The sequence below is a fragment of the Mycolicibacterium sp. TUM20985 genome (assembly GCF_030295745.1).
GTDB lineage: Bacteria > Actinomycetota > Actinomycetes > Mycobacteriales > Mycobacteriaceae > Mycobacterium.
This window is the reverse complement of sequence record NZ_AP027291.1, coordinates 1,321,975-1,332,986: the sequence shown is the minus strand read 5'-3', so window position 1 is coordinate 1,332,986 and position 11,012 is coordinate 1,321,975. Positions and strand designations below refer to the sequence as shown.

The window sequence follows — 11,012 nt, the reverse complement described above, 5'->3', positions numbered from 1 at the left end:
TCCCGGCTTCGACGTCTGACCCGCCAAAACACTAGGGCTGTGACCCAGCTCTCAATAAGCTCCCGCACAGTTCCGGTTCACAAACCAGGTCAGGAGTATCAGGGTGTCCACCACCGATAGCCCACCCGCCCACACGGGCCAACAGTTCCTCGACATGCAGGCCAGCCCGGAGTTCCAAGAACTTCGAACTCGCCTGCGCCGCTTCGTCTTCCCGATGACCGCGTTCTTCCTCATCTGGTACGCCACCTACGTGCTGCTTGGCGCGTTCGCCCATGACTTCATGGCCACCAAGGTGTTCGGCAACGTCAACCTCGGCCTGCTGATCGGGCTGGGGCAGTTCCTGACCACCTTCCTCATCACGGGCATCTACGTCCGGTTCGCCAATCGCGAACTGGACCCGCGGGCCGCCGCCATCCGCGCCGAGATGGAAGGAACCGCGCGATGACCTTCTACGCAGCAGCAAGCGAGACCGTCGGCAACCCGGTGGCCAACATCGGCATCTTCGCCCTGTTCGTCGTGATCACCATGATCGTGGTGATCCGGGCGAGCAAGAAGAACGCGACCGCCGAAGAGTTCTTCACCGGCGGTCGGTCCTTCTCCGGACCGCAGAACGGGATCGCCATCGCGGGCGACTACCTGTCGGCCGCCAGCTTCCTCGGCATTGCGGGCGCCATCGCCGTCTACGGCTACGACGGCTTCCTCTACTCGATCGGCTTCCTCGTCGCGTGGCTGGTCGCGCTGCTGCTGGTCGCCGAGTTGCTACGCAACACAGGCAGATTCACGATGGCCGACGTGCTGAGCTTCCGGCTCAAGCAACGCCCCGTCCGGATGGCGGCTGCGACGTCGACGCTGACGGTGTCCCTGTTCTACCTGCTGGCGCAGATGGCAGGCGCGGGCGGCTTGGTCGCATTGCTGCTCGACATCAAGAGCCGCGGTGGCCAGTCGATCGTCATCGCCGTCGTCGGCATCCTGATGATCGTCTACGTCCTGGTCGGTGGCATGAAGGGCACCACCTGGGTGCAGATCATCAAGGCGGTGCTGCTGATCGCCGGTGCGGCGATCATGACCGTGATGGTGCTAGCCAAGTTCGGGCTCAACTTCTCGGAGATCCTCGGCTCGGCCCAGGCGGCCGTCTCGGGGTCGACGGACAAGGCCGTCGCGGCGCGCGACGTGCTCGCTCCCGGCGCGCAGTACGGCGGGTCGACCACGTCGAAGATCAACCTGCTGTCGCTGGGCCTGGCGTTGGTTCTCGGCACCGCGGGCCTGCCGCACGTACTAATGCGCTTCTACACGGTCCCCACCGCGAAGGAAGCCCGTCGCTCCGTGGTCTGGGCGATCGCGCTGATCGGCGCGTTCTACCTCTTCACCCTGGTGCTCGGCTACGGTGCCGCAGCACTCGTCGGACCCGATCGCATCCTCGCTGCCGCCGGCGGCGTCAACTCCGCGGCGCCGCTGCTCGCGTTCGAACTCGGCGGTGTCATCCTGCTGGGCGTCATCTCCGCGGTCGCGTTCGCGACGATCCTGGCCGTCGTCGCCGGGTTGACCATCACCGCGTCGGCGTCGTTCGCACACGACATCTACGCCAGTGTGATCAAGAAGGGTGACGTCACCGAGAGCGAACAGGTGAGGGTCTCGCGGATCACCGCGGTCGTGCTCGGCATCTTCGCCATCGGGCTCGGCATCCTGGCGAACGGCCAGAACGTCGCGTTCCTGGTCGCGCTGGCCTTCGCGATCGCTGCGGCGGCGAACCTGCCCACCATCGTGTACTCGCTGTACTGGAAGCGGTTCAACACCCGCGGCGCACTGTGGAGCATGTACGGCGGGCTCATCTCGACGCTGGTGCTGATCGTCTTCTCCCCGGCGGTATCGGGGGCGAAGACGTCGATGATCCCCAGCGTCGACTTCGCCTGGTTCCCGCTGGCCAACCCCGGCATCGTGTCCATCCCGCTGGCGTTCATCCTCGGCATCGTCGGCACGGTCACGTCGAAGGTGCCGGGCGACCTCACGCTGAACGCCGAGATGGAGGTCCGCTCGCTCACCGGCGTAGGCGCCGAGAAGGCAATCGCGCACTGATCGCGTCCTGAGGCCGACGCCGGGAAGCCATTGCGGCTTCCCGGCGTTGACCGACCTGTGCCTACGATTGCCCCAGTGTCCGAACCGCAGATCACGTCGACCCGTCAGCGGTTCGGATTCGCGTTGCTGGCCTACGCATTCGCGGCGATCATGTTGGGCACCACCCTGCCCACGCCGATCTACGCGCTCTACGCCGAGCGGATGAACTTCTCGGTACTGACGACGACGGTCGTCTTCTCGACCTACGCCGTCGGCGTCCTCGCCGCGCTGTTGTTGTTCGGCCGGTGGTCCGACGCGATTGGCAGGCGACCGGTCCTGCTGGCGGGTGCGGGCTTCGCGCTCGCCAGTGCGGTGGTGTTCCTGTTCGCCGACGACGTCCCGCTGCTATTGGTCGGCCGGGTGCTGTCGGGGTTGTCGGCGGGTATCTTCACCGGGACCGCCACCGCCGCGATCGTCGAGGCCGCTCCCGCCGATCAACGGGATCGCGCCACGTCGATCGCCACCATCGCGAACATCGGCGGCCTGGGCTCGGGCCCGATCCTGGCCGGTGTGCTCGTCCAGTACGCGCCCCACCCGCTGCAGTTGTCGTTCGTCGTCCACATCGTCTTGGTGGTGCTTGCCGTCGGCGCGGTGCTGATGGCGCCGGAGACCTCGGCCCGCACCGGACGCATTGGACTGCAACGACTCTCAGTACCCGCCGAGGTGCGACCCGTCTTCGTGACGGCGGCGACGGCGGCGTTCGCGGGCTTCTCCGTCACCGGTCTCTTCATGGCCGTGGTGCCGGCCTTCGTCAAGTCGGTCATCGGGATCGACAACCACGCCGTCGCGGGTCTCGTTGCCAGCTCGATCTTCATCGCGTCGGCGATCGCCCAATTGGCGGGTCGCCGCATCCCGCCACGGAAGGCCATCGCAGTCGGTTGCGGAATCCTCGTCGTGGGCATGGCGACTCTTGCCGTCGCACTGCACGTCTCGTCGCTCGCGCTGCTGGTCGTCGCCGCCGTCGTGGCGGGCATCGGCCAGGGCATCAGCTTTAGTCGCGGCCTTGCCGCAGTGGGCGAGCTGGTCCCCGCCGAACGCCGCGCCGAAGTCAGCTCGACGTACTTCGTCGTGGCCTACGTGGCGATCTCCGTGCCAGTCGTCGCGGAGGGATTCGCGTCCCAGCACCTGGGGTTGAGCACGGCGGGCGTCAGCTTCGCGATCGCGACCGCGGTGCTCGCCGCCATCTGCCTGGTGGCGATCGTTCTTCAGGAGCGGCGGACTGCGGTCGGCTAGCCGCTCTTGCGGCGGAACTCCCGGTGCGCCTCGGCGGGACCGGTCGAGCGCGGACCGTGCTTGCGCCCGCCGTCCTTGTGCTCGGAGCCGCCGCCGGCATTGGCCTTCTTGCGTTCCAGCGCTTCGCGGAACTTGCGCTTGGTCTCGTCTTCGGGTTCCTCGGCCATGGGTTGAGACTAGCGCGTCAGCGCATGCCCGGCGGCATCCCGTAGAGGTGGGATACGGGCAACGTCATCAACACGCGGCGGTCATCGACCATCGCCCGCCGGTAGTCGTCCCAGTCAGGATGCTCCTTGCCTGCGATGTTGCGGTACAAGGCAATCAGCCCCTCCACGGTGTCGTCGTCCGCGGTCGCCGCGGGCGGGGTGAGGATGGCGTCACCCTCGGCGACCGCATAGGACCAGCCGTCGTCGGAGCTGACGTGGACCGACGCGCGCGGATCTCGGCGCAGATTCCGCGTCTTGGCTCTCGGCTCGGTGATCGACACCGAGAGCGCGACCGCGCGGGCATCGAAGTAGTAGGAGACGTTCGACAGCTGCGGCCGGCCGTCCCGCTTCAGCGTCGCGAGAACTCCCAGCGAATTGCCGGCGAGCAGGGCGAGCAGCTTGTCGTCGAACACGTCGCGGGTCATGGTCGCCAGCCTACGACCGCGGCGCGGGCGGCGGTCCGGATCTTTACCATGAGCTGATGACCACGATCGACGGCGCCGCCTTGGACGGTGTCTCCGCGACGACGCTGTGGACGTTGCACAACCGCGGCACCGAGGCCAAGCGGTCCGACGGGGTCATCCGGGATCCGTGGGCGGTGGCCCTCCTCGACTCGATCTCCTACGACTACCTGAAGTTCGGCAAGCCCAACCAGTCCCACGCCCTACGGGCCGTTGCCTTCGACGCCGCGGCGCGCCAGTATCTGACGACTCGTCCGAACGCCTCGGTAGTCGCGCTAGCGGAGGGACTGCAGACCAGCTTCTGGCGTCTGGACCGCACCGGGGTATTGGTCGAGTCATCTTGGTATTCCATCGATTTGGCACCGGTCATGGAACTCAGGGACCAGCTGCTGCCCAGTGACGACCGCATCGTCGCACTGCCCCAGTCGGCATTGGACCGCTCCTGGATGGAGCGGGTCGACGATACGAACGGCGTGTTCGTCACCGCCGAGGGGCTGCTGATGTACCTCGAACCGAAGGACGCGCTGGGCCTGATCGCCGACTGCGCCGCCCGCTTCCCGGGCGGACAGATGATGTTCGACTCGATCCCGCCCTGGTTCAGCCGACGCACCCTGAGGGGTTTCACGCTCTCGGAGCGCTACCTCGTGCCGCCGATGCCGTTCGGTCAGTCCGCCGATGACGCGCTGGCCCTCGCGGGCACGGTCCCGGGTGTACGACTGGCGCGAGACGTCGCGCTGCCACCGGGTCGAGGGCTGTGGCGACTCGGCGCAGCGCCGGTGACGAACCACGTGGGACCGGTGCGCCGCAACCGGCCCAGCATCACCCTCCTGGAGTTCGGATGACGTGCTACGTCGCCTTCCTGCGCGGCGTGAACGTCGGCGGCGTGAACCTGAAGATGGTCGAGGTCGCGGCCGCTCTCACCGACGCGGGGTTCTCCGACGTGACGACCGTACTGGCGAGCGGCAACGTCCTGCTGACGAGCAACGCCGCGGTGGACAAGGTCCGGACGACGGCCGAGAAGGCGCTGCGCGAGGCGTTCGGCTACGACGCCTGGGTGCTGACCTACGACGTCAAGACGGTGCGCGACGTCTCCGAACGGTTCCCCTTCGAACGCGAGGTCGACGGTCACCACTCCTACGTCACCTTCGTCACCGACGCCGACGTGCTCGACGAGCTCGCCGCCCTGGCCCGTGGCGCCGGGTCAGACGAGAAGATCGCCCGCGGCGACGGCGTCGTCTACTGGCAGGTGCCGAGGAGCGGAACGCTGACCACCACGATCGGCAAGACCATGGGCAAGAAGCGGTACAAGTCGTCGACCACCACCCGCAATCTGCGCACGGTCGAGAAGGTCATCCAGAAGAGCACCGCCACGTGACTTCGGTACATTCGCGGGAGTGAGCTCACAACCCAAGGTCGACGTCGCCCTGACCGGTGTGTCCGAGACGGCATTGCTGACGCTGCAGGTGCGGGCGCACGAAGCCCGCAGGCCCGACGGCATCATCGACGATCCGATGGCGATCCAACTCGTCGACTCGATCGCGTTCGACTTCGCCAAGTTCGGCTACACCCGCCGACAGGACATGGCGCTGCGGGCACTGGCGTTCGACGACGCCACGGCGAAGTTCCTGCGCGACCATCCCTCGGCGACGGTCGTGGCGCTCGCCGAGGGCCTGCAGACCAGCTTCTACCGGATCGACGCCAGTGGTGTCGGTGACCAATTTCGTTGGCTCACAGTCGATTTGCCGCCCGTCACGGCGTTGCGCGAACGTCTGCTGCCGCCCTCGGACCGGGTGGAGGTATGCGCCCAGTCGGCGCTGGACTTCAGCTGGATGGACCGCGTCGACACCGATGGGGGCGTGTTCATCACCGCCGAGGGTCTGCTGATGTACCTGGAGCCGACGGACGCGATGAAGGTGATCACCGAATGCGCCCGTCGGTTCCCCGGCGGCCGGATGATGTTCGACCTGCCGCCTGCCTGGTTTGCGGGGCTCGCGCGGCGCGGCATGAGGACGTCGATGCGCTATCGCGTGCCACCCATGCCGTTCAGCCTGTCGGCCGGTGAGGCGGCCAAGCTGGTCGACGTCGTGCCGGGAATTCGCGCCGTCCACGACGTGCCATACCCCGCGGGCCGCGGTCGCGTCCTCAACGCCATGATGTGGACGGCGCAGCGGATTCCCCTGCTCGACCCGCTCCGGCCCGCGTTGACGCTGCTCGAATTCGGTTAGCCGAACGCCGCCTCGACATAGTGCACAGCGTCGGCCTTGTCGACGCCCAGCGCCTTCGCCGCCGCGACGAAGGTGTGGGCCGCGGTCGCCATCGCGGCATCGGCCGGATCGACCCTTGCGACGAACGTGCCGAACCTGCCGCGGGTCTCCAGTAGCCCCGCCGCCTCGAGCTCGCGGTAGGCACGCGCCACCGTGTTCACCGCCATGTCCAGCTGATGGGCGAGCTCACGCACGGTCGGCAACCTGGTACCCGGCGCCAACCTGCCATCGCGAACGCCCCCAATGATCTGTATTCGCAATTGATCGAACAGCGGCTTGCCCCCGCCCGAGTCAACGCGAACCCACTCCCCCAAATCGGTCACGCGCCCAGTATCACAAAATGCGGCTAGTTTGGTGGCGTGCGGGTGACGGTGCTCAGCGGAGCGGGCATGTCGGCGGAGAGCGGCGTCCCGACGTTCCGCCACGTCGAGACGGGGCTGTGGGCGAAGGTCGACCCCTACGAGATCTCCAGCTCCGACGGTTGGCGCCGGAATCCGGAGAAGGTCTGGGCCTGGTATCTGTGGCGGCACTACATGATGAAGGCGGTCGCGCCGAACGACGGTCATCGCGCGGTGGCCGCCTGGCACGACGGCGCCGAGGTGCACGTCGTCACGCAGAACGTCGACGATCTCCACGAGCGCGCCGGCAGCAGGGACGTCTACCACCTGCACGGCAGTCTCTTCAGTTTCCGTTGTGACCGTTGCGAATTGGTTTATGAAGGGCCGCTGCCGACGATGCCGGAACCCGTCGAGGCCGTCGAGCCGCCGACGTGCGTGTGCGGGGGGCTGATCCGGCCGGACGTGGTGTGGTTCGGCGAGCAACTGCCGACGGTGGCATGGGACCGGTCGGTGGAGGCGGTCAGCCGGGCAGACGTGGCGATCGTGGTCGGCACCTCCGCAGTCGTCTACCCCGCCGCGGGCCTGCCCGAGATGGCTCTGGCCAGCGGAATCCCCGTCATCGAGGTCAACCCGGAGGAGACGCCGCTGTCCGAGCGGGCGACGATCTCACTGCGCGAGAACGCGGCGGTCGCGCTGCCGAGCCTGCTCCAGCGTCTGCCCGTCCTGCTCGGTTAGGCCGGTCGCACCGCCCGACCGATGGCGGTCTCCGCGACGGGCAACGGCACCCAGTCGGGGAGCGTCCGCTCCCGTCGGGCCTCGTCGACCGCGAAGCCGGCGGCGATGATCGACGCTTCGGTGTCCCGGTGGGTGTGGCAGTTGCCGAACAGTCGCGGCCAGACCGTCGCGTCGGCGACTCGCTGAAGCCGGCCCCGCGAGCCGACACTCGCCACGTGCTCCAGGTAGCGCAGTTCGCCACCCGGTCGCAGTATCGAGAAAAGTTGTCGCAGAACGCCTTCGGGGTCGTCCACCGAGCACAGCACCAGCGAGCAGACCACCGCGTCGAACGGTTCGCCGGCCCGATACTCCTCCACGGTGTCCGCGCTGACCGTGACGGGTACGGCGGCCGCGGCCGCAGCGCGACGCGCGACGTCGGCAAGCCGCCGCTCGGGTTCGACCGCGACCACCTCGGTGACCGTCGGCGGGTAGAACTCGAAGTTGGTCCCGGTGCCCGCTCCGACCTCGAGCACCCGGCCCGACAATCCGGTCAGGTTCTCGCGACGCAGGGCCTTGATCGACTCGGGCTCGTGGGTCGATATCCGCACCCACACCCGCGCGAAGAACGGGTTGTCCACACGGTCAGCCATCGCGAAATCCCTTGATCATTGCGACCGCCTCCTGCGGCGGCACGTCGAGTCCCATCATCCCCGTGACGATCAGACCGCAGCATGCCGACCGCAAGACCCGGTCGGCGAACGCCTCGACCTCGCCAAACGGCAGGTAGGGCCGGGAGATGAGGGACGCCGCGACACCATGGGAGACCGTCCACAGTTCGAGGGCGGCCATGGTCGGATCGCCCCGCGGGAACACGTCCTCGTCCATCAGCGTCTCGATGGTGGCCCGCATGTGCACGAACGCCGAGCTGTTCAGCGTGACGTCGACGTCGCTCCCCGGCCTTCCCTCGCCCATCGTGGCGATGCGGTACAGCTCGGGGTTCTGCAGGGCGAACCGGACGTACGCCAGGCCCTGGGCCCGAAGCCGGTCGATGGTCGACGGTTGATCGCGCTCGACCTGCTGCATCACCGCGTCGAGCGCCTCGAAGTATCGGGCGCACACCGCATCCAGCAGCCCGTCCTTGTCGGTGAAGTGCAGATAGATCGACGGTGGTGTGACCCCGACGCGTTGAGCCACCGAGCGTATGGAGACGGCCTTGGCGTGTCCGGTCTCCATCAGCAGATCCGTTGTGGCGTCTACGATCTCGTCGCGGAGTCGATCACCCGAACCGCGCGCGGCACGACGGCGCTTGAGCGGGTGCGTCGTCACCGTCGGGTGTCCGTCAGCGACGTGGCTGCGTGGCTCGCACCCGGCGCCGGCGGGCCATCGTCGGGTCCGGACTCGCTGATGCCGATCCGCCGATGCAGGCGGGCGAGGGGGGCCGGCGCCCACCAGTTCCAGCCGCCCAGCACGTGCATGAAGGCGGGCACCAGCATCATCCGAACGAGGGTGGCGTCGACGAGCACGGCGAGGGTCAACCCGACGCCGAACATCCGCATGAACGACACCTGCGCGGCGATCAGCGCGGCGAACGAAATCGACATCACCAGCGCCGCGGCCGTGATCACCCGGCCGGTGTGCGCCAGGCCGAGGGCCACGCTCTCGTCGTTGGCGGCCCGTTGCGCTGCGCGACTGGCGCCCGATGGTGACATCCCCCCAGTCGCTGCGCTCCTGCCCGCCGGGGGTCGCAGCCTCAGCCAGAACTCACGGATGCGAGCGACCAGGAACACCTCGTAGTCCATCGACAGCCCGAACGCGATGCAGAACAGCAGCACGGGCATGTTGGCGACCAGGGTGCCGGTCGAGGTGGTGCCGAAGGCGCCGAGATGGCCCTCCTGGAACACCCACACCAGCGCGCCGAACGCTGCGGTCAACGACAGGACGTTCAGCACGACGGCCTTCAGCGGCAGGACGACGCTGCCGGTGAGCAGGAACAGCAGACCGAAGCTGATCACGCCGATCAGACCCAGTACCCATGGCAGTCGGGTGGTGATCGCGCTGACGCTGTCGCGGTTGATCTGGGCGATGCCGCCGAACAGGACGTCGCGACCGTCGGGTCCGGCCACGTCGTGAAGACCGTCGAGCTGGGTCTCCGACGCGGAGGAGAACAGCGGCGCGCTGCTGCTCACGGTGAGCAGTGCACTGGCATCGGCGATACCCGTCGCGGCCGACGGCGGCCCGACCGCGCGGCCAGCGACGAAGGTGCCCGTCGGGGCGGACACCGACGATACGTCGGGCACCCGTGACAGGTCTGCGGCGTACCGCCCGATGTCGTTCTCGGACAACTCCTTTGCGTCGGGTACGACGATCGAGACGGCGGTTGCGGAGTTGTCGGCGTAATCGTCGCGCAGCTGATCGCCCACCTGATGGGCCGACGCCGACTTCGGCAACACGCGCTCGTCGGGAAAGCCCCACTTGACGGCGAGGAACGGCGCGCCGAGGGCCAGCAGCAGCACCACCACGGCCAGCCCGACCGGAACGGCCCGACGCATGATCGCCCTCGTCGAGCGGTACCAGAACAGCTCCTCGACGGGTTTCGGCGCCGGCGCCTGACGACCGGTCAGTCGACGGAGCAACCGACGCACGTCGAGGCCGTCGAGCCGGTCGCCGAGCAGCCAGATGGCCGCGGGCGTGACGATCACCGCGGCGGCCGCGGCGAACCCGACCGTCGCGACGCCCGCGTAGGCGAACGACTTCAGGAAGTACATCGGGAAGAGCAGCATCGCGACCATCGACAGCGCCACCGTCGTCGCCGAGAACAGGACGGTGCGACCCGCGGTGGACATGGTCCGCGCCAGGGCCCGATCCCGTGGCACTCCGGCCGCCAGCTCGTCGCGATAGCGACTGATGATCAGGAGGGTGTAGTCGATCGCCAGTGCCAGGCCCATCGCGGTGGACAGATTGAGCGCGAAGATCGAAACGTCGGTCTGGAACGTGATCAGCCGCAGCACCGCCATGGATCCCACGATCGCCAGCCCGCCGACGATCATGGGAAGCGCCGCGGCGATCAGACCGCCGAACACCCAGACGAGCACCACGAAGCTGAGCGGGATCGCGATCGACTCCATCAGGAGCAGATCCTTCTGCGTCTGTTCGTTGATCTGCGCGTAGACCATCGCCGTGCCGCCGGAGCGGACCGTGACGCCCTCTCGGTCTGCGACCAGCTCGTCGGACAGCGCCTTCGCGTACTTCTGGGCGTCGTTCTCGCCACCGGTGATGCCGGCGACGATCAGGCCCGACGTGCCGTCCCGACTGGTCAGCTCGACGGCTGCCCGAGGCGGCGCGGTCCATGCGGAGGTGACCTGGGCGACGTGCGGCGACTGTCCGAGCCGGTCGACGATGGCGGTGGCCACGGCGGTGGCGTCCGGGCTCCTGACGCCGTCGGGCGAGGTGACGGTGAACAGCAGCTGCATATCGCCCTGGTCGAACTCGTCGGTGAGCAGTTGGGTGGCTTGGGCGGATTCGGAGCCGGGGTCCTGAAAGCCGCCGGCGGAGAGGCTCTTGGCCACCGGGATGCCGAACACCGCGGCGGCAACCATGATCAGCGCGGCGATCGCAAGGATGCGCCGGGGAGCGGCGATCGCGAGCCGGGCGATGTGATTCAGCATGCAGCCTCCAGAGTATCGG

13 protein-coding genes are annotated in these 11,012 nt (G+C 68.0%); 7 read left to right on the top strand and 6 right to left on the bottom strand.

The features are described from left to right. The first annotated feature begins 103 nt into the window (after positions 1-103). The 3 genes from QUE68_RS06595 to QUE68_RS06585 all read left to right on the top strand — a co-directional run bounded on the left by QUE68_RS06595 (position 104) and on the right by QUE68_RS06585 (position 3,345). Complete coding sequence (locus QUE68_RS06595; protein ID WP_284225161.1) at positions 104-445, top strand: DUF485 domain-containing protein; 342 nt, start codon at positions 104-106, stop codon at positions 443-445. Further along, a complete protein-coding gene (locus QUE68_RS06590) occupies positions 442-2,073 on the top strand; it encodes a solute symporter family protein (protein ID WP_284225159.1) in 1,632 nt (543 codons plus the stop codon). Before QUE68_RS06595 ends, QUE68_RS06590 begins: the two co-directional genes overlap by 4 nt. Positions 2,074-2,223: 150 nt before the next feature. Continuing rightward, positions 2,224-3,345, top strand: coding sequence for an MFS transporter (locus QUE68_RS06585; protein WP_286275754.1), 1,122 nt, complete (start codon positions 2,224-2,226; stop codon positions 3,343-3,345). Here the strand turns inward: QUE68_RS06585 and QUE68_RS06580 are convergent. After that, the gene (locus QUE68_RS06580) at positions 3,342-3,512 is read right to left on the bottom strand and encodes a DUF5302 domain-containing protein (protein ID WP_284225155.1); all 171 of its coding nucleotides are present in this window, start codon (positions 3,510-3,512) and stop codon (positions 3,342-3,344) included. The two genes, QUE68_RS06585 and QUE68_RS06580, sit on opposite strands and share 4 nt — an antisense overlap. A gap of 17 nt (positions 3,513-3,529) precedes the next feature. Continuing rightward, positions 3,530-3,976: a PPOX class F420-dependent oxidoreductase gene (locus tag QUE68_RS06575; RefSeq protein ID WP_284225154.1), complete on the bottom strand. Its 447-nt coding sequence runs from the start codon at positions 3,974-3,976 to the stop codon at positions 3,530-3,532. Between the two features lie 56 nt (positions 3,977-4,032). Between QUE68_RS06575 and QUE68_RS06570 the strand changes: the two genes are divergently transcribed. From QUE68_RS06570 to QUE68_RS06560, 3 genes are read left to right on the top strand one after another with little or no spacing between them, the layout of a single operon-like run. Then, entirely contained in the window at positions 4,033-4,854 is an 822-nt protein-coding gene (locus tag QUE68_RS06570; protein ID WP_284225153.1) for a class I SAM-dependent methyltransferase, read from the top strand. Beyond that, complete coding sequence (locus QUE68_RS06565) at positions 4,851-5,387, top strand: DUF1697 domain-containing protein (RefSeq protein ID WP_284225152.1); 537 nt, start codon at positions 4,851-4,853, stop codon at positions 5,385-5,387. The genes QUE68_RS06570 and QUE68_RS06565 overlap by 4 nt, the downstream gene beginning before the upstream one ends. 19 nt (positions 5,388-5,406) lie before the next feature. Further along, positions 5,407-6,237, top strand: a complete 831-nt coding sequence (locus tag QUE68_RS06560; RefSeq protein ID WP_284225150.1) for a class I SAM-dependent methyltransferase — start codon at positions 5,407-5,409, stop codon at positions 6,235-6,237. On the opposite strand, the gene QUE68_RS06555 is transcribed toward QUE68_RS06560, so the two are convergent. Further along, entirely contained in the window at positions 6,234-6,599 is a 366-nt protein-coding gene (locus QUE68_RS06555; RefSeq protein WP_284225149.1) for a GntR family transcriptional regulator, read from the bottom strand. The two genes, QUE68_RS06560 and QUE68_RS06555, sit on opposite strands and share 4 nt — an antisense overlap. Before the next feature lie 36 nt (positions 6,600-6,635). Here QUE68_RS06555 and QUE68_RS06550 point away from each other — a divergent pair, with 36 nt between their 5' ends. Continuing rightward, the gene (locus QUE68_RS06550; RefSeq protein WP_284225148.1) at positions 6,636-7,349 is read left to right on the top strand and encodes an NAD-dependent deacylase; all 714 of its coding nucleotides are present in this window, start codon (positions 6,636-6,638) and stop codon (positions 7,347-7,349) included. Here the strand turns inward: QUE68_RS06550 and QUE68_RS06545 are convergent. Genes QUE68_RS06545 through QUE68_RS06535 form a run of 3 tightly spaced genes read right to left on the bottom strand, consistent with a single transcriptional unit; the run spans position 7,346 to position 10,993 of the window. Then, on the bottom strand, positions 7,346-7,978 hold the full coding sequence (locus QUE68_RS06545; RefSeq protein WP_284225147.1) for a class I SAM-dependent methyltransferase: 633 nt from the start codon (positions 7,976-7,978) through the stop codon (positions 7,346-7,348). The genes QUE68_RS06550 and QUE68_RS06545 overlap by 4 nt on opposite strands. Continuing rightward, the gene (locus QUE68_RS06540; RefSeq protein ID WP_284225146.1) at positions 7,971-8,654 is read right to left on the bottom strand and encodes a TetR/AcrR family transcriptional regulator; all 684 of its coding nucleotides are present in this window, start codon (positions 8,652-8,654) and stop codon (positions 7,971-7,973) included. Before QUE68_RS06540 ends, QUE68_RS06545 begins: the two co-directional genes overlap by 8 nt. Further along, positions 8,651-10,993: an MMPL family transporter gene (locus QUE68_RS06535; protein WP_284225145.1), complete on the bottom strand. Its 2,343-nt coding sequence runs from the start codon at positions 10,991-10,993 to the stop codon at positions 8,651-8,653. Before QUE68_RS06535 ends, QUE68_RS06540 begins: the two co-directional genes overlap by 4 nt. Between the last annotated feature and the right edge of the window lie 19 nt (positions 10,994-11,012).

Excerpts from the sequence above, each read along its gene's own strand:
- QUE68_RS06570 (WP_284225153.1), top strand. The coding sequence starts at position 4,033 with ATGACCACGATCGACGGCGCCGCCTTGGACGGTGTCTCCGCGACGACG.
- QUE68_RS06535 (WP_284225145.1), bottom strand. The coding sequence starts at position 10,993 with ATGCTGAATCACATCGCCCGGCTCGCGATCGCCGCTCCCCGGCGCATC.
- QUE68_RS06580 (WP_284225155.1), bottom strand. The coding sequence starts at position 3,512 with ATGGCCGAGGAACCCGAAGACGAGACCAAGCGCAAGTTCCGCGAAGCG.
- QUE68_RS06575 (WP_284225154.1), bottom strand. The coding sequence starts at position 3,976 with ATGACCCGCGACGTGTTCGACGACAAGCTGCTCGCCCTGCTCGCCGGC.
- QUE68_RS06590 (WP_284225159.1), top strand. The coding sequence starts at position 442 with ATGACCTTCTACGCAGCAGCAAGCGAGACCGTCGGCAACCCGGTGGCC.
- QUE68_RS06585 (WP_286275754.1), top strand. The coding sequence starts at position 2,224 with ATGTTGGGCACCACCCTGCCCACGCCGATCTACGCGCTCTACGCCGAG.
- QUE68_RS06545 (WP_284225147.1), bottom strand. The coding sequence starts at position 7,978 with ATGGCTGACCGTGTGGACAACCCGTTCTTCGCGCGGGTGTGGGTGCGG.
- QUE68_RS06565 (WP_284225152.1), top strand. The coding sequence starts at position 4,851 with ATGACGTGCTACGTCGCCTTCCTGCGCGGCGTGAACGTCGGCGGCGTG.